This window comes from Prosthecobacter fluviatilis, assembly GCF_055388355.1.
Map to the genome: position 1 here is coordinate 1295288 of NZ_AP043782.1, position 18342 is coordinate 1313629.

General features: G+C 61.8%; 16 protein-coding genes. 9 read left to right on the forward strand and 7 right to left on the reverse strand.

From position 1 onward, the window contains the following. The first annotated feature begins 24 nt into the window (after positions 1–24). From ACZ5WW_RS04830 to ACZ5WW_RS04845, 4 genes are all read left to right on the forward strand, one after another. Entirely contained in the window at positions 25–2871 is a 2847-nt protein-coding gene (locus tag ACZ5WW_RS04830) for a sialate O-acetylesterase (protein ID WP_377167194.1), read from the forward strand. A 13-nt stretch (positions 2872–2884) separates the two neighbouring features. Further along, positions 2885–4420 carry a sulfatase-like hydrolase/transferase gene (locus tag ACZ5WW_RS04835; protein ID WP_377167192.1) on the forward strand — a complete coding sequence of 512 codons (1536 nt, stop codon included), beginning with the start codon at positions 2885–2887 and terminating at the stop codon, positions 4418–4420. After that, entirely contained in the window at positions 4417–5955 is a 1539-nt protein-coding gene (locus tag ACZ5WW_RS04840) for an L-serine ammonia-lyase, iron-sulfur-dependent, subunit alpha (RefSeq protein ID WP_377167190.1), read from the forward strand. The genes ACZ5WW_RS04835 and ACZ5WW_RS04840 overlap by 4 nt, the downstream gene beginning before the upstream one ends. Before the next feature lie 225 nt (positions 5956–6180). Continuing rightward, positions 6181–8529: a DUF1592 domain-containing protein gene (locus ACZ5WW_RS04845; protein ID WP_377167188.1), complete on the forward strand. Its 2349-nt coding sequence runs from the start codon at positions 6181–6183 to the stop codon at positions 8527–8529. A 21-nt stretch (positions 8530–8550) separates the two neighbouring features. Here the strand turns inward: ACZ5WW_RS04845 and ACZ5WW_RS04850 are convergent, their stop codons facing one another. Continuing rightward, complete coding sequence (locus tag ACZ5WW_RS04850) at positions 8551–8844, reverse strand: hypothetical protein (protein ID WP_377167186.1); 294 nt, start codon at positions 8842–8844, stop codon at positions 8551–8553. Beyond that, positions 8841–9098 carry a hypothetical protein gene (locus ACZ5WW_RS04855; protein ID WP_377167184.1) on the reverse strand — a complete coding sequence of 86 codons (258 nt, stop codon included), beginning with the start codon at positions 9096–9098 and terminating at the stop codon, positions 8841–8843. Before ACZ5WW_RS04855 ends, ACZ5WW_RS04850 begins: the two co-directional genes overlap by 4 nt. A 100-nt stretch (positions 9099–9198) precedes the next feature. On the opposite strand from ACZ5WW_RS04855, the gene ACZ5WW_RS04860 reads away from it, so the two are divergent. Next, positions 9199–10296, forward strand: a complete 1098-nt coding sequence (locus ACZ5WW_RS04860) for an MGDG synthase family glycosyltransferase (protein ID WP_377167182.1) — start codon at positions 9199–9201, stop codon at positions 10294–10296. Between the two features lie 8 nt (positions 10297–10304). Beyond that, on the forward strand, positions 10305–10700 hold the full coding sequence (locus ACZ5WW_RS04865) for a (deoxy)nucleoside triphosphate pyrophosphohydrolase (RefSeq protein WP_377167180.1): 396 nt from the start codon (positions 10305–10307) through the stop codon (positions 10698–10700). Positions 10701–10840: 140 nt separating this feature from the next. Here the strand turns inward: ACZ5WW_RS04865 and ACZ5WW_RS04870 are convergent, their stop codons facing one another. Genes ACZ5WW_RS04870 through ACZ5WW_RS04885 form a run of 4 tightly spaced genes read right to left on the reverse strand, consistent with a single transcriptional unit; the run spans position 10841 to position 13825 of the window. Further along, positions 10841–11470: a thermonuclease family protein gene (locus ACZ5WW_RS04870; RefSeq protein WP_377167178.1), complete on the reverse strand. Its 630-nt coding sequence runs from the start codon at positions 11468–11470 to the stop codon at positions 10841–10843. After that, positions 11467–12162 carry a 7-carboxy-7-deazaguanine synthase QueE gene (locus tag ACZ5WW_RS04875; RefSeq protein ID WP_377167176.1) on the reverse strand — a complete coding sequence of 232 codons (696 nt, stop codon included), beginning with the start codon at positions 12160–12162 and terminating at the stop codon, positions 11467–11469. The genes ACZ5WW_RS04870 and ACZ5WW_RS04875 overlap by 4 nt, the downstream gene beginning before the upstream one ends. Then, positions 12162–13499, reverse strand: coding sequence for an aspartate aminotransferase family protein (locus tag ACZ5WW_RS04880; RefSeq protein ID WP_377167174.1), 1338 nt, complete (start codon positions 13497–13499; stop codon positions 12162–12164). Before ACZ5WW_RS04880 ends, ACZ5WW_RS04875 begins: the two co-directional genes overlap by 1 nt. Positions 13500–13516: 17 nt before the next feature. Then, a complete protein-coding gene (locus ACZ5WW_RS04885; protein WP_377167172.1) occupies positions 13517–13825 on the reverse strand; it encodes a Dabb family protein in 309 nt (102 codons plus the stop codon). Between the two features lie 280 nt (positions 13826–14105). Here ACZ5WW_RS04885 and ACZ5WW_RS04890 point away from each other — a divergent pair, with 280 nt between their 5' ends. Continuing rightward, positions 14106–14366, forward strand: a complete 261-nt coding sequence (locus tag ACZ5WW_RS04890; protein ID WP_377167170.1) for a Sec-independent protein translocase subunit TatA/TatB — start codon at positions 14106–14108, stop codon at positions 14364–14366. Positions 14367–14385: 19 nt separating this feature from the next. After that, the gene (locus tag ACZ5WW_RS04895; RefSeq protein WP_377167168.1) at positions 14386–15318 is read left to right on the forward strand and encodes an endonuclease/exonuclease/phosphatase family protein; all 933 of its coding nucleotides are present in this window, start codon (positions 14386–14388) and stop codon (positions 15316–15318) included. 30 nt (positions 15319–15348) lie between these two features. On the opposite strand, the gene ACZ5WW_RS04900 is transcribed toward ACZ5WW_RS04895, so the two are convergent. Beyond that, positions 15349–16401 carry an NHL domain-containing protein gene (locus ACZ5WW_RS04900; protein WP_377167166.1) on the reverse strand — a complete coding sequence of 351 codons (1053 nt, stop codon included), beginning with the start codon at positions 16399–16401 and terminating at the stop codon, positions 15349–15351. A 118-nt stretch (positions 16402–16519) separates the two neighbouring features. Between ACZ5WW_RS04900 and glsA the strand changes: the two genes are divergently transcribed. Then, the gene (glsA, locus tag ACZ5WW_RS04905; protein ID WP_377167164.1) at positions 16520–18337 is read left to right on the forward strand and encodes a glutaminase A; all 1818 of its coding nucleotides are present in this window, start codon (positions 16520–16522) and stop codon (positions 18335–18337) included. Positions 18338–18342 lie beyond the last annotated feature (5 nt).

Here is an 18342-nt window from a genome sequence, read left to right on the forward strand (position 1 = left end):
CTGGCCGCCTTCAAATTTTGTCTCATGAAAACCATCCTGCTCGGCACCCTCCTCCTGGCCTCCCAGCTTTATGCCAAGCCCCTGAAAGTCTTCATCCTCGCAGGCCAGTCCAACATGGAAGGTCATGCCAAGATCGAAACCTTTGACTACATCGGCGATGATCCCGCCACAGCTCCGCTGCTCAAACAGATGCGCGCAGCAGATGGCAACCCGACGGTATGCGATCATACCTGGATCTCCTATTGCACCGGCAAATACGACGGCAGCGCGAATGGAGAGGGTACCGGAAAGCTCACCGCTGGCTTTGGTGCGCGGGACGACGCGACGAAGCCAAACGGCAAGATCGGACCGGAGTTCACCTTCGGCCTCACCATGGATGCCGCGCTGAAAGAGCCGGTGCTCATCATCAAGACCGCTTGGGGCGGCAGAAGCCTGAACACCGAGTTCCGCCCGCCGAGCGCGGGCCCGTATGAACTCAACGACTACCAGAAGAAGCTCTACTACGGCCCGCCCGGCCACGGTGTTCCGAAGGACATGGATCAATGGTTCGCGGAGAAGAAAAGGGAAACCGGGCGCTTCTACCGCTACATGGTCGAGCATGTGAAACGTGTGCTCGCAGATCCAAAGCGCGTGTGCCCGGCCTACGACGCCTCACAGGGCTACGAGATCGCGGGCTTCGTCTGGCTGCAGGGATTCAACGACATGGTGGACGGCCACACCTACCCTGATCGCGGCAAACCCGGGCGATATGCGGTTTACAGCGACCTACTCGCCAAGTTCATCCGCGATGTTCGCAAAGACCTCCACGCACCAAAAATGCCCTTCGTCATCGGTGTCATGGGCGTCGGCGGCCTGAAGGCCAATCAGGAAATCGTGGCCTTCCGCGAGGCCATGACCGCGCCCTCCCTCCTGCCCGAGTTCAAAGGAAATGTCGTGGCCGTACCAACGGCACCCTTTTGGTCTGAGGAACTCGGAGCCATTGACGACAAGCGGGCTCAAGTCCGCCAGATGGGCTTCTATTTAAACTCGAAAAACAAAGGCCACGCCAATGCCGACGGCCACATGACCGAGGAGCAAAAGCGCGACTATCTAAAGCAGTATGAAGCCAAATTGATCTCTCCTGCCGAACTCTCCCTCTGGCAGCGTGGCGCATCCAATGCCGGCTACCACTACCTCGGCTGCGCCAAAACCTTCGCCCTCATGGGCCGCGCTTTCGCCGAGGCCAGTCTTTCGATGATGTCCGCGACACAAGCGTCTGTTATTCCCGCTAAGCCGCAGCCATCAGAGATGAAGGGAGCGCGGACACTCCTGTCCTCCTCCCCCGACGAGTTCCAAGAGGGCGAGATGGCCGGCTATCTCTTCGCCCCCACGGAAAGAGTGCCTGAAGAGTTCAATGCCGGCTTCTCCCTCTATGCAGCGGCATGGCCGCTCGTAGCCACCTATCCAGGGCACAAGTTTCAGACCGGACTCTGCGGCACCTGGATGCATCCACAGTATGAAGAGGGAAAAAAGCCGGAAGGCAAATGCTACACAGACATCGAAGGCGGGCTCGGTTGGTGGCGTGACACACACTTCCCCACCACCACCCCCAAGTTCATCATGGGCGGCGTGGGGCCAAACTTCACCTTCATCGCCAACGGTCCCGGCTACGGCGCAGGCACCTGGGAAAGGCCGCGCGGCCAGTATGGCGTCGCACAGCTCAGCCCCTGGCTGCTCTTTCCTTTGGATGGCCTGAACCTCAAGCAGGGCACCCGCGGTGAACTCTTTGGCTACGGCTATCTGCCCCTGCCGCTGACCAATCCGAAAACCACCACGGCAGGCAAAAACGTCCCCACTGGCAATCAATGCTGGACGCTGTTTCTCAACACCGGAAACTTCAAAGGACCGGCGGCTTTCTTCACGCCATTCTTCTGGTCGCAGTCCAAGATCGATCACCCGGAGTGGGCGGAGATGCTGCTGGACACACGCCCCTCAGGCCCAAACAAACCGATCCAGATGGAGACCCAGCACGTGCCAGCCATGCTCGGCAAAGATGCCTCTGGCACCGAGCTTGCGCGGGTGGCTCCCACCTCGTTTCCCATCGGTGCTGATGGCACCTCCACCGTTCTGCATCGCCTGACCGCATATAAAAAAGCAGCGCTGTGGGACGATGTGAAAAAGTGGTTTGCCGGTGGCCCCACGGCCAATGGTGCGATCAAGGCAGAGGCCGCCGTGATTCACCCTTTCCGTTCAGGTGGTGGCTCAAATTGGAGCATCTATACGCCCGGCACCAAGCGTGAGGAAAAGGTGCCGCTGGCATGGAAATCCTTTGCAACCTCCTTCGCACCCAATCCAAACACCTTTGCCTACAAGTGGGATTCACAGCTGACGCGCAGCGGCGCGGGCCTCGTGACCCTGCCCGAGTACTTCACGCTCGGCACCGACGGCAAAAGGCCGCAGTGGAATGTACTGCCGCCAAAGGATGTGCCCACCGAGTCAGGCTTGGCCCAGCATCAGTTCATCACACCCGCTGAAAAGCCTCAGGAGCCACGCACCACACCTGAAGATGCCACAAGCTGCTGGAAAAAACCAGGACCGGTGGCCGGCCCCTTCAAAGCCCGCCTCGGCGATGGCAGCGTGGTGACGTATTACTGGTATCGCTTTGCCGACCAGCCCGCAATGCTTAACGCCGACCTCAGCGACGCGGAGCGCGAGCAGGTCCAGGCCCGCGTTGAAAAACTGCACCGCACCTGGACGAAGGACCGCGACTACCTCACCCCACCCGATTTTGGTACGCTGGCAGACATAGACCCCGCCCTGATCCTCACGCCGCCAAAGGGGCTGGAGATTGGCTACGTCCCCATCGCCACACGTCAGGAGTTGGAGAAATAGCGCACCTCATGACATGAAATCACCGGGGCTCATTTTCACACTGATCACACTCGGCTGCGGCAGCATGCTGGCGGCCGAGCTCCCAAATGTGCTGCTCATCCTGGCCGATGATCTCGGCTACGGCGATCTGCGCTGCTACAATGCGCAGTCAAAGGTGCCCACGCCAAACATCGACCGCCTCGCACGCGAGGGCATGCGGTTCACAGACGCGCACAGTCCGGCCACCGTCTGCACCCCGTCGCGCTACAGCCTCATGACCGGGCAGATGGCCTTTCGTGTGCCGGGTGGCGGCACGGTGTTTCAAGGTGCAGGCGGCCCCAGCTTGATCGCGCCCGGCCGGCTGACGCTTCCATCCATGCTGAAAAGGCAGGGCTACGCCACCGCCGCTGTGGGCAAATGGCACGTGGGCCTGACTTTTCGCGATTCGCTCGGCGAAGCCATTCACCAGGGCAGACTCGAAGACGTAAGGCGCATCGACTTCACCCGCCGCATCGAAGGCGGCCCGCTGGACCATGGCTTCGAGCGTTTCTTTGGCACCGCCTGCTGCCCTACGACAGACTGGCTCTACGCCTTCATCGATGGCGACCATATTCCGGTGCCGCCGCAGGGCCCGTTGGACAGATCAAAGCTCCCCAAACACCCGTATGCCAACGACTGCCGTGGAGGCATCATCGCACCGGATTTCCCGATGCAGGAGGTGGACCTGCTCTTCCTCAAAAAAAGCCGCGAATTCATGCAGGAGCATATGAGATCAGCTCCTGAAAAGCCCTTCTTTCTCTACCATGCCGCACAGGCTGTTCATCTGCCATCCTTTGCAGCCCCGGAGTTTCAAAACAAGACGCAGGCAGGCCCGCATGGCGACTTCATCGCAGAGCTCGATCACATCGTGGGCGCGCTGCTGCAGGAGCTGGAAAAGCTCGGCATCGCGGACAAAACAATCGTCCTGTTATCCAGCGACAACGGCCCCGAAACCACCAGCGTCGTGCACATGCGCAGCGACTATGATCATGATGGCGCGCGCCCCTGGCGCGGCATGAAGCGAGATGCATGGGAGGGCGGCCACCGCGTACCGCTCATCATCCGCTGGCCGGGTCATGTCAAAAGTGGCAGCACCAGCGATCAACTCGCCAGTCTCACCGATGTGATGGCCACGCTCGCCGCCATCACCGGCGCAAAACTGCCAATCAATGCCGCAGAGGACAGCTTTAATCTGTTGCCCGTGCTCGAAGGCAAAGCAACGGCACCAGTCCGCCCCTGCCTGCTTATGCAGGCCTTCGGCGGACAGCGCACGCTTTCCATCAGGCGCGCAAATTGGAAGTACATCGACCATCGCAGCTCCGGCGGAAACAACTACACCAGCCCCGAGCTTCAACCCTTCGCACTGCCCGAAATCGCACCTGAAGCACCAGGCCAGCTTTACGATCTCGCCAGCGATCCCGGTGAAACCACCAACCTTTATTTCAAACACCCGGAAATCGCCGCAGAGCTGAAGGCCCTCCTGGAGCAGTCCAAACGCGAAGGCCGCAGCACCACTCCGCCGCAACCATGAGCGCCGTTTCCATCTTTAATGACGTCATCGGCCCCGTGATGCGCGGGCCTTCCAGTTCCCACTGTGCCGCAGCACTGCGCATCGGGCGTCTGGCGCGTGAACTCATGGATGGAAACATCGCGGAGGTGCTGGTAGAGTTTGACCGCTCCGGCTCCCTTCCCACCACGCACGAGAGCCAGGGCAGTGACATGGGCCTCTTTGGCGGATTGCTCGGCTGGGACGCCGATGATGAACGCCTGCCAGAATCCGCGCAGGCGCTCGCAGATGCCGGGATCAATCTGCGCATCGAAACCGTGGACGTCGGTGATCCGCATCCAAACACCTACCGGCTCACGCTCCGCAATGCCCATGAGCAGCACACCCTCGTCGCCATCTCAACCGGCGGCGGCATGATGGAGGTGCTCAGCATGGATGACGTCCCCATGCCCATGGACGGCGGCTGTCATGAGACGCTCATCTGGCTGCCGAAGGCCGTTTCCGCTGAATTTGAGGCCGATGAAGTCCTGCATCATGACGCAGGCGAATGCCACATCCTCCAGGTCAAGTCATCGGCATTTGTAGCCACCGATCACTTGCCCGTCATTGCCGTCAAACGACTCTCCCCCGTCCTCCCCGTGCCTTCGCGCAAAGACATGCGCCTGCCGTTCACAAGCTGCACTGAGATGCTCTGCCACGATGCCGGGCGCCACACGCCGCTCTGGCGACTAGCCGTCGAGTATGAAATGGCACGCGGACAATTCACCGAACGCGAAGTCATCGATAAAATGATCGCCATTGTCCGCATCCTTCGCAAGTCGATCACCAGCGGCATCGCGGGCACGCAGTATGAAGACCGCGTGCTCGGATATCAGAGCGGGCGCTTTAACGAACTGATGCAGGCCGGCACGCTCCTGGATGGCGGCGCGCTCAACCGCATCGTCCTCTACGTCACCGCGCTGATGGAAGTGAAAAGCTCCATGGGCGTCATCGTCGCCGCGCCCACCGCAGGCGCCTGCGCGGCTCTGCCCGGCGCAGTCATCGGCATGGCGGAGGCCATGGGAAAATCCGAGGAGGACATGGCTCAGGCCATGCTTGCCGCTGGAGTGATCGGCGTCTTCATCGCCACACGCTGGACCTTTGCGGCGGAGGTAGGCGGCTGTCAGGCAGAGGGTGGCGCAGCAGCCAGCATGGCCGCAGCCGCACTCGTCACACTCGCAGGCGGCACACGAGATCAGGCCGTCGCCGCAGCATCCATGGCGTTTCAGAGCATGCTTGGGTTGATCTGCGACCCCATCGCCAATCGCGTCGAAGCCCCCTGCCTCGGCAAAAACGTCATGGCCGCCAGCAACGCCCTCTCCTGTGCAAACATGGCCCTGGCCGATTTCGATCCCCTCATCCCGCTGGATGAAGTCATCGACGCCGCCAAAAACGTCGCCGCCAGGATGCCCCGCGAGCACCGCTGCACCTCCCTCGGCGGACTGGCGGTTACTCCCACCTCAGTTGAGATCGAGAAGAGGCTGAGTTCAAAGAGGTGCGGCGGGTGTGGAAGTTGCTGAATCAGTCGGCTGTTCAGGTTCTCCATAGCCACAGGCCAAGGAAGTAAGAAAAGGAGCCGATGGATCCATTAACTCCTCTGTGCTTCTCGGTTCGGACTCTATGGTAGGGAATGGCCACCGTTTGACCACAGAGGGCACGGAGAGGCACAGACGAATGAAACGAAGCCTCTTGAAAGACGGGGGTGGCAGGGAGATTATTCCTCCTGCCAGACAAATCCCCCTTTCATGGCTCAGACATCCCCCCATTTTCGTTTTGCCTCGCTCGCGCTGGGGCTTCTGACGGCGTACGCTTCTGCCGCTGAGCATCCCGGTGCCGTCATCTACAAAAAGATGTGCCAGGAGTGCCACGGTGCCAAAGGAGAAGGCGTGAAGGACAAATTTGAAGATCCGCTGACCGGAGATCTGACCTTGGAGGCGCTGGCGCGCAAAATCGAGCGCACCATGCCTGAGGACAAGGAGGGCACCTGCGTGGGCGATGACGCCAAAAATGTCGCCGCCTACATCTACGAGTCCTTCTATTCAGCCGCCGCTCAGGCACGCAGCCACCCGCCGGAGCAGGACCTCAGCCGCCTTACCATCGCGCAGTATCGCGCCTCGGTCATGGACATCATCGGCCGCTTCCGCATGGGCCCGGGCTTTGACCGTCCGCTGAAGGACGAGACCGGACTCAAGGCCACCTATCGCGGCGTCGAACTGCAAAAGCCCGGCGAGCCAGTCGTGGACACCACCCCCAAGAACGGCATCAAGGCCAAGCGCCCCAACTACAAGCTGGAGCGTGTGGACCCGCAGGTGGCCTTCCACTTTGGAGCAGACAGCCCGGACAAGGAAAAGATGGAGGCCGAGCAGTTTCAGGACTCGTGGAGCGGCAGTGTCGTGGCGCAGGAGACGGGTGTGTATGAGTTCATGATCAAGACCGAAAACGGCGCACGGCTGTGGATCAATGACATGAGCGAAAACGACGCCCTCATCGACGCCTGGGTGAGCGCCGGACCGAAGGTGCGGGAGGAAAAAAAGAGCCTCTACCTGCTGGGCGGGCGCGCCTACGCCCTGCGGCTGGACCATTTCAAATTCAAGGAGCAGTCCGCCTCCATCGAGCTGTGGTGGAAGCCCCCGCACGGCACCGCAGAGATCATCCCTCAGCATGCGCTGCGCACCGAGCGCCCGCGCGAGCTCATGATCGTTCGCACCAGCTTCCCGGCAGATGACCGCAGCGTGGGCTATGAGCGCGGCACCTCCATCTCAAAGGCCTGGGACCAGGCCGCCACGGAGGCGGCCATCTCGGTTTCAGAAGACGTGGTGGAAAACCTCAACGAACTGGCGGGCACCAAGGATGGAGCCCCCGACCGCGCGGAAAAGCTGCGCAAGTTTGCCTTCACCTTCATGGAGGCCGCCTTCTGCCGCCCACTGACGGAGGAGCAAAAGCAGCTCTACATCGAGGCCCAGTTCAGGAGCGCCAAAACACCCGAGCAGGCCGTGAAGCGCGTCGTGCTCTTCACCCTGAAGTCACCTCAGTTTCTCTACCCTGAGCTGCGCGAGGCCGACAAGCCGGACGACTTCGCCTATGCCTCCCGCCTGGCGCTGACGCTGTGGGACTCCATCCCTGACAAGCGGCTGATCCAGGCCGCCGCCGCAGGCAAGCTGCGCACGCCTGAGCAGATCCGCGCCGAGGCGCAGCGCATGCTGTCGGACCCGCGCACAAAAGCAAAACTTCACGGCTTCTTCCATCAGTGGCTGGAGCTGGAGCGCGCCGAGGGAAACATCAAGGACATGAAGCTCTTCCCCGGCTTTGACGAAAGCGTGCTGGCAGACCTGCGGGAGTCCCTTTTTGAGTTCCTCGATCAGGTGGTGTGGAGTCCGCAGTCGGACTACCGCCAGCTCCTGCAGGCAGACTACCTGCTGCTCAATGACCGTCTCGGCAAATTTTATGGCAAGCCCGTGCAGGGCAGCGATTTCCAGCGCGTGACGTTTGATCCCAACCAGCGCGCAGGCGTGGTCACCCACCCCTACCTGCTGGCCTCTCTGGCCACCAGCCGCGCCACCTCACCGATCCATCGTGGTGTCTTCCTCACCCGCAACATCGTGGGCCTCTCCCTGCGCCCACCGCCCATGGCGGTCACGTTTGATGAGAGCCACTTCAATCCCAAGCTGACCATGCGCGAAAAGATCACCGAGCTGACCAAGAACAACGCCTGCATGTCCTGCCATTCCACCATCAACCCTCTCGGCTTCAGCTTGGAAAACTACGACGCCATCGGCCGCTGGCGCACCCAGGACAACAACAAGCCGGTAAACGCCGTGGGCGACTTCGCCGACGACGAAGGCCGCAAGGTGCACCTCACCGGCCCCCGCGACATCGTGAACTACGTCTCCGGCAGCCCCTACGGGCACCGCGCCTTCATCCGCCAGATGTTCAATCACTTCGTCAAGCAGCAGCCCCTGGCCTATGGCCCGCAGACACTGGAAGACATGCAGAAGAGCTTTGCGGCCTCCGGCTGCAACGTGCAGAAGCTCATGCTGGACATCTCGATGACAGCGGTGCTCAACGGCAAGAGCTGGGAGCATGCAGCGCAGTAGCTTCCTATGCCACTGCACACCCTAACGCAACGCAGGCACCAGCGCCCCCAGCACAAGGATCAGCAGCAGCGCCAAAGCTACCCACCACCACACGTGGGTGGTGAGGCTCTGCTTGGAGGACTTTCCACCAAACTCGCGCGCCACAAAGTCATCATAGTCAAACTCCTCATCCGGCAGATCCAGACCGTCCTCATGCGTGTCACCGCTCCAGCCGGATTTGGCGCACGCTCCGCAGTCATCACACGCGGCGGCTCCGCGCGGCACCCACTCCCCACACACCGGACACTGCCCCGGAGGCTTGAAGCGGCCGCTCATGGCACCTCACTGGCAGAAGGTTGGCGGAAGAGAGGTTGAGCACTCGCGGCAAAATGGGCACGCGACGTGTCCAGGCGGCTGAATGCATCACTGTCTGCCATGCCCCCCAGATTGAGCAGCGGCGTCCACCCCGCCTCGCGGGGGTTGCCTCCCACCGGGCCTCGCCGCAGCGGCGTGAGCATGATCAGCACCACCGTGAGTGTCACGGTGGCTGCGAGCGTCTGACTGACGGTTCTGGCGCGCTGCCGGGTCATGAATAACTCTGAGTATTTAACTTTTCCGAAATATTGTCAACCCACGAGTTTGCCCGCCCTTTTCGCTTGTTTTCACCCGTTTCTCAGCCAGCGATGCGCGGTGATTTTGATCCTAACCGCAGGTTTTGGCGATGGGCATAACACCGCCGCACGCTCTGTGGCGGAGGCTTTGACACGCCTGTGCCCTGACGAGAAAATCGAGATGAGCGACCTCATCAGCGAGTCCCAGCCTTTGATCTCCGGCATCTGCAAAAGCCTCTATCAGTTCGCCATCACTCACTGGCCCGCCGGCTGGCGCATGACTTATGATCTCATGGGCCGCCCCTCCGTCACCGGGCCGGACGCCCTCTGGCAGACGGCCATGGTAAACGCCCTGAAAGAGCGCATCAAGACGCAGCAGCCACGCCTCATCATCAGCACCTACCCGCTCTACGCCATCCTGCTGGAGACCCTTTCCAAACAGCAGGCCGTGCCGCCCCTGTGCACCGTCATCACAGACTCCATCAGCGTCAATCGCGTCTGGGTCATGTCCGGCAGCAGCCTCTTTTGCGTGGCCGATGAGGAGACCAAAAAAGTCGTCATCGGCTTCGGCGTGCCCGAGTCCACAATCCGCGTCACCGGTTTCCCGGTCGATCTCGCCTTCACAGAGCCGCTGCCAGAGCAGCCCCAGCACCACGGCGCACGCATCCTCTACCTGCCCTCCACCACCGGACGTCGCGTCGCCGCCACCCTCGAGGCGTTGAAGCCCCTCTTCCGCAGCGGCGTCAGGATGACGCTGCCCGTCGGCAAGCATGACCGGCGCCTCTATCACGTCCTGCGCCGCTTCACAGACTCCATGCCGCCGGACACCTTGGAGATCATCGGCTGGACCAAGCGCATCCCGGAATTCCTTCGCACGCATGACGTCGTCATCTGCAAGGCCGGCGGAGCCATCCTCCACGAGGTGATGGCCGCAAAAATCCCCGCCGTCATCGATTACGTCGTGCCCGGCCAGGAGGAGGGCAATGCCGAGATGATCACCAAGCACGATGGCGGCATCGTCACAAACAGCGCCGCAGAGACGGCCGCAGCCGTCGGGAGCATCCTCACCAACAACAGCGCCGTGGGCCGCCGCATGCGCGCCAGCATGGCCAAGATCAGCATGCCCGATGCCGCCATCCGCACCGCTAAAGCGGCCCTCGCCATCGCTGCCTCCTGAACCCGCTCATGGAATCCCCTGCCCCAGTGCCCGTCGTTTGCGCCATCATTCAGCGCGACGCGCACATCATGCTCGCGCAACGCCCGCCCGGGAAAAAACTTGGTGGCATGTGGGAGTTCCCCGGCGGCAAGGTCGAACCCGGTGAAACGCCCGAAGCCGCCCTCCATCGCGAGCTTCAGGAGGAACTCGGCTGCACTGTGAGCATCACTCAGACACTCGCCCCCTTTGTTCACGCCTACGACTGGGGCCGCATCGAGTTGATCCCCTTCATCTGCGAGCTCACCCCGGACAGCCCCGAGCCGCACCCCCACGAGCACACCGCCCTGGCATGGGCAGAGCGCCCCCTGTTGCCCTCCTACAATCTCGCCCCGGCGGACGTACCGCTGCTCGCTGCGTTGGCGTAGCCAGCGCTCCCCCCGTAAGTTGGGTGTGTTTGGCGTCCAAGGCCTGCGGCTGCTCTATCATCCTCTGCACCAAACCGCCCGACTCTCAGCGGCACCGACCCCTCACATCTTCATCGCACTGGCAGATGAGAGTCAGCATCTCACTCCACCGGCAGCGGCCTGCCCCATGCCCCGCGATGCGCCTTTCGCGCCTCGCGCTCCAGTTCACGCAGATGGTTTTCAAAATCATGCTCACGGCGTCCGTCCGGCATAAAGGTTCCCTTGGTATGTATGCGGCACAGCCCCGCTTTCACCAGCTTTTCGGAAAGCTCTTCGCCATCGTCAAAGAACACCAGCGCATACGAGCGGGCGCTGTCAAACACGCGCTCCCAGCGGGTCTGAATCGTGAAGTGCTGGCCATTCAGCAGCTTTTCAGTGAAGGCCTTCGCCTCCAGTCCCAGGCTCTCCGTCTGCGGAATGCTCAGCCCGCCGAAATAGGCCGCCTGATCCTTCATCCGGTTTTTGATGAGCGGGTACAGCCGCTTTTCCGGACAATCGACAAAATACAGCCTCAGCACCTGCTCCCCCCCTTCATACGAGATCTTGAAGCTGTCCCCGTCATTGTTGGCATCCGCGACCAGCCGGGCATCGGCAATCTGCACAAACCGGTTCTTCGCCTCTGGCCTCGCCTGCGGCGATTTCTCCAGGTAATGGTGCCAGAACTGCAGCAGCCCCACGACCACCCACAGCAGCATCCACAGGCTTCTCGCACCCCTTGACCGTCGTTTCATGTGCCGCGTTTGTTTCCAAACAGATCGATGTGCAGACGCGGGGAGTATCGCCAGCCTGTCCGCTTGCACACCTCCACCAGCCACATCTGCCGCGCCCGCAGCGCCTCCTGCGTGATCCCCTCCGGCATCAGCAAAATCTTCTCCGGCGGCACCGGCACACCGATGGACGCCACCACCGCCCTCACTTCATCAACATCGGCCTCCGTCGCCACGACAAACTTGAGCTGGTAGTCATAGCTCTCACACCACGCCCTCAGCACCTCCGGCTGCAGACGTAGCCCCTCATGCTTCTCCGCCCACGCCTTGCCCGCTTTCGCTTCGCTTGGCGTGGAGTGCGCCAGCTTCGGGCTGATCGAGGCCAGATCACACGCCACACCCTGCGGCGCGATCGTCCCTGCCGTTTCAATCGTGATATGCTTTCCCGCCTCACGCAGCCGCGCCAGCAGTTCCGGCATCCCCTTCGCCACCATCGGCTCCCCTCCGGTGACCACCACGAAACGCGTCGGCTCACGCTGCACCACGGCAACGATCTCCTCCACGCTCATCTCGACACCTTCCGGCTTCCACGAGGCATACGGCGTGTCGCACCACGTGCAGCGCAGATTGCACCCCGAGGTCCGCACAAAGACCGAGGGCACGCCCACCAGCGAGCCCTCGCCTTGCACGGAGTAAAACGTCTCGGAGATCAGCATCAGGCCTTCCAATCCGCTGCATGACGCGCAAAAGCAAGCGCCGCTCGCTTCAGCGCCTCGTCGATGTCAGCCTCGGTGTGCGCCAGACTGATGAACCACAGCCCGCGCTCGATCGCACGCACCCCTTCCTCCAGCAGGCAGCGGCGCAGGTGCGCCCAGCGCGGCGCATCCTGGCGCAGCACATAGTCTCGGTAGTTCGTGATCGGCCCCTCCGGCGCGCCCGGCTTCAGCATCGTCGCATGGAATACCAGCCCGGCCCCTTGCGGACGCAGCGGGATGTGGTTCTCCGCCGCCAGCTGGCTCAGACCCGCCATCAGCCGCTCGCCCAGCGCGATCATCCCCTCAGGATGCTTATCCCCCAGGTCAATCACCTGATCCAGGCACCACTTGGCCGCAGACAGGCACAGCGGGTTCGCATTCAAAGTTCCCGCATGCACCACCTCGCCGCTCATGATCTTGGCAAAAAATTTCTCCTTGCCCGCCAGCGCCGCAAACGGCACCCCGCCTCCGATGGCCTTGCCCAGGATCGTCAGGTCCGGCGTAAAGCCGTAGTACTTCTGCGCACAGCCGGCGCCAAAGCGGAAACCCGTGATCGTCTCATCCGCGATCATCACGATCCCGTTCTCATCGCACAGCTCGCGGATCGTCTCGATCATCCCCGGCACCGCCGGCATGCAGCCCGTGTTGCACAGCACCGGCTCAAAGATGATCGCCGCGATCTGGTCGTGATGCTCCGCCACTCGCTGGCGCAGGTGCGCCGGGTCATTCCATCGCGCCACCACAAACGTGCTCAGCACCTCCGGGATCACCCCCTTGCTCGGGTGCAGCCGCGTCGGATCATCCTCCGACCCCCATTGTCCCGGCGGCGGCGCGTAGCCCACGAGTCCTTCATCACCCCAGCCGTGGTAGTGGCCTTCAAACTTCAAAATCATCGGCCTGCCCGTGTGCGCACGCGCCAGCCGCAGCGCGGAAAGCACCACCTCCGTGGCGCTGTTGTTAAACCTCACACGCTCCGCACCCGGAATCATCTTTTGCAGCCGCTCCGCCACATCGATCTCCAGTTCGCTCTGTGCCGCCCAGTGCGTCCCCTTGTGCGCCTGCGCACCGATGGCATCTGCCATCCCCTCCGGTGCATGGCCATAAAGGATGGCCCCCTGGCCGATCTGAAAGTCGATGTACTCGTTGCCATCCACATCAAACAGGCGCGAGCCCTTGCCGTGGTCAAAATAAAGGGGCACCGGTGCCTCCATCTTGCGGATGCCGCTGTTGATGCCTCCCGCGATGCTGCGCTGCGCGCGGGCATAAAGTTCGGCGGATTTTGGAAAAGTGTAGGACATGAACGTAAGAGTGAAATTCAGACCAGCGCTGCACTGTCATACACCACCACCCGCTCCCAGAAGGTCTTGCAGGTGTCCACAAAGCGTTTGTGCTGCGGGCAGTCCTTCTGGTAAAACTCATGGTCCGCCATGTTTTGAAACTTCAGCACGATCGAGTAGCTGAAGGAATGGTCCGTCACCGGCCGCTTCTCGGTGTCCGCAGGCTTGCCTGCAAAGGCCAGCGCCAGATAGTCGATCTTGATGAGCTGCTGCAGTTCCGCTTCAAAGGTGGCGCGCTGTTCGGCGGTGAGGTCGGGCTTGAGCCAGAAATAAACGTTGTGAATCATGGTAGCCCATTGGTACGCGCCGAGGCTCCCTGTGCAATCGCCAAAGTCTGGTTTGGGAATGGGACCAGCTTTTTGAAAAAAGCCACCCCCGGCATTTTTGCTCAAAACCTCAAAAAACTGCTAACTCTCAGCCTCGGCTTGCGTTTAGTGCATTGAAGAGAGCACCACGGCGTCACAGCCCGGCGTATCTCCTCACCCGCGCGAAGGACAATGGCCCCACTGGGAACGACTGAAAGTCCGCGTTGCACGTCACTGCGAACAATGCAAACCTAGTACCATCATGAATCCCTCATCCATCCTCGCAATCGGTCCTCTCGGCACCCCCGAGATGATCATCATCGGCATCCTCATCCTCGTGCTTTTCGGCGCGAAGAAGCTCCCCACCTTTGCCCGCAGCCTGGGCAAGAGCATGGGCGAGTTCAAAAAGGCACGCACAGAGTTTGAGCAGGAGCTTCAGAACGCCCAGGAAGAAGTCGAGCGTCCGAAGATCACCCCGCCTCAGGAAAAGCGCCAGCCCGTCGCCAACGTCGAAGATTCCTAGCCGGATCACCCTCGCTGGCATGCTGCCACTCCTTCAGTTCTCGCGGCGGGTCTTCGGACCCGCCGTTTTTTTTGCCTGCGCTTCACTGCTCTACGCAGCAGAGCCCGGGCCCCTCACCTTCTGCTCCTACAACCTCAAAAACTGGCTCACCATGGAGCGGGCTCCCGGCCAGCCCCCCGCCTCCAAGCCGGAAAAGGAGCGTGCCCAGGCGGTGAAAATGCTCGCCGCCATCCACCCGGACATCCTCGGCATCTGCGAAATCGGCACCGCGGAAGATCTGGCCGAGCTTCAGCAGCGCCTGCTTCAGGCCGGGGTGGACCTGCCCTACACCGAGCTGACTCATGGCGGCGACCCCTCCCGCCGTCTGGCCCTCCTCTCCCGGCTCCCCATCAAAACGCGCAACTCCCAGACCACCCTCACCTATCAGGTCGGCGCCCAGTCCCTCCCCTTTCAGCGTGGCATCCTCGACGTCACCCTCTCCATCACTCCCACCTTTGACCTCCATCTGCTCGGCGTCCATTTGAAGTCCATGCGCACCGTGCCTGAGGCCGACCAGGCCGAAATGCGCCGCAATGAAGCCCGTCTCCTGCGCTTGCATATCGACTCCATCTTCGCGCGTGAGCCCGGTGCCTGCATCCTCGCCTACGGCGACTTCAATGCTCAGCGCAACGACCCCGCCGTGGCCGAAATCGTCGGCAGTCCACGCAGCGGAGACACCGCCATGCAGGACCTACTCCTCCGCGATGAAAACGGCGAAGTCTGGACCCATTTCTGGGACGCCGCAGACATCTACTCACGCCTCGACTACTGCTTCACCAGCCGTCTTCTCCGCCCTTGCATCGACATCCGCAGTTCCGGCATCCACACTGATCGCGACTTCTACAAAGCCAGCGACCACCGCCCCTTGGTGCTCAAAATCAGCCCAGAGCCCATCACAAAAACGCGCAGATAAACAGCAGCGCCGCCCTTTAACCTTGTCCCCCTACTGCTTCACCACCTTCAGCACACGGTTGTTGTAGCTGTCCGTGATGTACAGCTCCCCGGACTGCGGCTGAATGGTGACCCCGTGCGGGCGGGAGAGCTGGCACTGCCTGGGGTCGCCACCCACGCCTGCGCTGCCCTGCTTGCCCGTACCCGCGATGCGCTCGATCATCCCGGTGCTCGGCACATACCGGCGCACCAGATGCGCCTCCGCATCCGCAATGATCACACTGTCATCCTTGTCCACACACAGGTGCTTGGGGCCGTTCATCGTCGCCGCCAGCGCCGGGCCACCGTCCCCCTCCCCCCCCTTGGCGCCGCTCGCATTCACCACCGTGCGGATATGCCCCGTTTTGTCCACCACACGCAGCGCATTGCCACCACGCTCGAGGATGTACACATTCCCCTGCCGGTCCGGCGCCACAGCACGCGGGTCTGAAAGAGGCGCCTCCGTGGCCACAGCCCCATCTTCAGGCCTGCCACGTTTGCCATTGCCTGCAATCACCCGGCTCTGGTGCGTCGCCAGATCGAGCTCGATCACCTGCAGCAGGTTCGCGATGTACAGCTTCGTCCCTTCAAAATTCAGCGTGATGCAGTACGGGCCGTTGCCCTTTTCCTTGCCCGCCGGTGCACGCCAGCCCTCCAGCGTGGAAACGATGCGCGCCTTCACATCCACCACTCGCACCCGCCCGTTCCACGTATCCCCCACCAGCACATTGTCATTCGGCAGAATGGCCAGATTGTGCGGCCCGTTGAACTGCGCACGCAGCGCCTGCCCTCCGTCACCGCTGTCTCCGGGCTTCAGTTGTCCCGCCACATGCTGGATCGTCCCGCCCCCGTCCACCTGCAGCAGCCGGTTGCCGGACACCATCTCGACGATCCACATGTGCCCGCCGGAGTCAAAGGCCGTGCCAAAGGGCTCCTTCAGCACAGCATCCGTCGCCGCGATGTTCATCGCATCCTGCGTCCCGCCTCCGGCCACCAAAACAATTTGGTCCGCTTTGGCGATCAACGGCAGAATCAAGGCGAGCAGGCTGGTTCGGAGTGCAGTCATGGTATGGGAGAGAAATACTTCATGAACTCCGGTTTTTTTCCAACCGATATTCGTCCGGCAAAACAAACCGTTTTTCAGAAATACACTCACCCGGCATGCCTGTTGCTTTAGGTCAGGAATGCTCTCTCCCATCCAAGAGTACGTTGAACAGCTGCATTCTCGTTACGCCTCCAGCATGGAGGGCCATGTCGCAGACTATATCCCGGAGCTCTCCAAGGCCGATCCCCGCCTGTTTGGCATCTGCATCGCCACACGTGACGGCCACGTCTATGAGGTGGGCGACACCCGGCACCCCTTCACCATCCAGTCGATTTCCAAGGCCCTGGTTTACGGCCTGGCACTGGAGGATCGCGGCGAAGAGCACGTCCTGTCACGCATCGGCGTTGAGCCCTCGGGGGAGGCTTTCAATGCCATCAGCCTCAGGGAGGGCAGCGGCGCTCCTTTCAATCCCATGATCAATGCCGGGGCCATCGCTACTGCCGGTCAGATTTTGAAAAAAGACGGCAAAAGCCGCATCGAGCGCGTGGTGGAGTACCTCAGCGGCTTCGCCGGGCGGGACCTCACCATCAACCAGTCCGTCTATCGCAGCGAAAGTGAGACCGGCCACCGCAATCGCGCCATCGGCTGGCTGCTGCGCAATTTCGGCATCTTGGACGAAGACCCGGACGAAACCCTGGAAACCTACTTCCAGCAATGCTCTGTGGAGGTCACCTGCCGCGACCTCGCGCTCATGGGCGCCACCATCGCCAATCAGGGCATTCAGCCCCTGACACGCAAACGGGCCATCGCCGCCGAATACGTGGACAATGTCCTCGGAGTCATGGCCACCTGCGGCATGTATGACTGGTCCGGCGAGTGGATCTACCGCGTCGGCCTGCCGGCCAAAAGCGGTGTCGGCGGCGGCATCCTCGCCGTCCTCCCGGGGCAGCTCGGCATCGGCATCTTTTCGCCTCCGCTGGACAAGCAGGGAAACAGCGACCGCGGCATCAAGGTCTGCATGGATCTCTCGCGCGAGCTCGCCCTGCACATGATGAACCCCACCGCCACACCGCGCTCCGCCATCCGTCTCAAATACCACGGCGGCGAGGTCGTCTCCCGCAGGCGCCTCCCCCCTCAGACGCGCGATCTCCTGCGCGCAAACGGCACCATGATCCAGGTCATGGAACTCCAGGGTGGCCTCACCTTCACCACCATCGAGCCCGTCATCCGCCTCGCCACATCTCTCAGCGCCGAGTGCAGGCACATCATTTTCGACCTGCGCGCCGTGGTAAACGCCAACTCCGTCAGCCTCATCCTCCTGGCCAATCTCGGCACTCGGCTTGCCCCCCAGGGCGTACGCGTCATCTTCTGCCAGCCAGCCCGGCTCATGACCGCCCTGCGCACAGTCGGCATCCCCGAGGCAGACATCTTCACCACCATGGACGCCGCCCTGGAGCACTGCGAAGACTCGCTCCTCCTCGAAGTCACCGGTGCCTCCTGGCGCCCTCACGTCCCGCTTCATCTGAAATCATGCACCCTCTTCCGCAACTGCAGCGACGCTGAAATCGCCTTCCTCGAAAGCGAGCTCCCCCGGCGTCATTACGAGGGCGGCCAGACCATCATCAGCACTGGCGACCTCGCCACCGAAATGCTCGTCATGGTCAGCGGCAACGTGGAAGTCCAGATCCCCACCGAAAACCTGACCCGCAAACGCATCGATGTGCTCACAGCCGGCATGACCGTCGGTGAAATGGCCTTTCTGGACGGCTCCGCACGCTCCGCAGACGTGGTCGCTCTGGAGTCCGTCGAATGCGTCGTCATTTCCAAAGCTTGGTTTGACTCCCTCAATGAGCGCAACCCGGCCCTGAAGATCACTCTGCTTCAGGAAATGACCCACGAAATCGCCTCCCGCCTCCGGCAGGCCAATCTCTCCATCTCCGCCTTCCACCGCTCCTAACCAGC

Excerpts from the sequence above, each read along its gene's own strand:
- glsA (WP_377167164.1), top strand. The coding sequence starts at position 16,520 with ATGCTCTCTCCCATCCAAGAGTACGTTGAACAGCTGCATTCTCGTTAC.
- ACZ5WW_RS04890 (WP_377167170.1), top strand. The coding sequence starts at position 14,106 with ATGAATCCCTCATCCATCCTCGCAATCGGTCCTCTCGGCACCCCCGAG.
- ACZ5WW_RS04900 (WP_377167166.1), bottom strand. The coding sequence starts at position 16,401 with ATGACTGCACTCCGAACCAGCCTGCTCGCCTTGATTCTGCCGTTGATC.
- ACZ5WW_RS04855 (WP_377167184.1), bottom strand. The coding sequence starts at position 9,098 with ATGACCCGGCAGCGCGCCAGAACCGTCAGTCAGACGCTCGCAGCCACC.
- ACZ5WW_RS04870 (WP_377167178.1), bottom strand. The coding sequence starts at position 11,470 with ATGAAACGACGGTCAAGGGGTGCGAGAAGCCTGTGGATGCTGCTGTGG.
- ACZ5WW_RS04840 (WP_377167190.1), top strand. The coding sequence starts at position 4,417 with ATGAGCGCCGTTTCCATCTTTAATGACGTCATCGGCCCCGTGATGCGC.
- ACZ5WW_RS04830 (WP_377167194.1), top strand. The coding sequence starts at position 25 with ATGAAAACCATCCTGCTCGGCACCCTCCTCCTGGCCTCCCAGCTTTAT.
- ACZ5WW_RS04845 (WP_377167188.1), top strand. The coding sequence starts at position 6,181 with ATGGCTCAGACATCCCCCCATTTTCGTTTTGCCTCGCTCGCGCTGGGG.
- ACZ5WW_RS04850 (WP_377167186.1), bottom strand. The coding sequence starts at position 8,844 with ATGAGCGGCCGCTTCAAGCCTCCGGGGCAGTGTCCGGTGTGTGGGGAG.
- ACZ5WW_RS04865 (WP_377167180.1), top strand. The coding sequence starts at position 10,305 with ATGGAATCCCCTGCCCCAGTGCCCGTCGTTTGCGCCATCATTCAGCGC.
- ACZ5WW_RS04885 (WP_377167172.1), bottom strand. The coding sequence starts at position 13,825 with ATGATTCACAACGTTTATTTCTGGCTCAAGCCCGACCTCACCGCCGAA.
- ACZ5WW_RS04895 (WP_377167168.1), top strand. The coding sequence starts at position 14,386 with ATGCTGCCACTCCTTCAGTTCTCGCGGCGGGTCTTCGGACCCGCCGTT.
- ACZ5WW_RS04880 (WP_377167174.1), bottom strand. The coding sequence starts at position 13,499 with ATGTCCTACACTTTTCCAAAATCCGCCGAACTTTATGCCCGCGCGCAG.
- ACZ5WW_RS04875 (WP_377167176.1), bottom strand. The coding sequence starts at position 12,162 with ATGCTGATCTCCGAGACGTTTTACTCCGTGCAAGGCGAGGGCTCGCTG.
- ACZ5WW_RS04835 (WP_377167192.1), top strand. The coding sequence starts at position 2,885 with ATGAAATCACCGGGGCTCATTTTCACACTGATCACACTCGGCTGCGGC.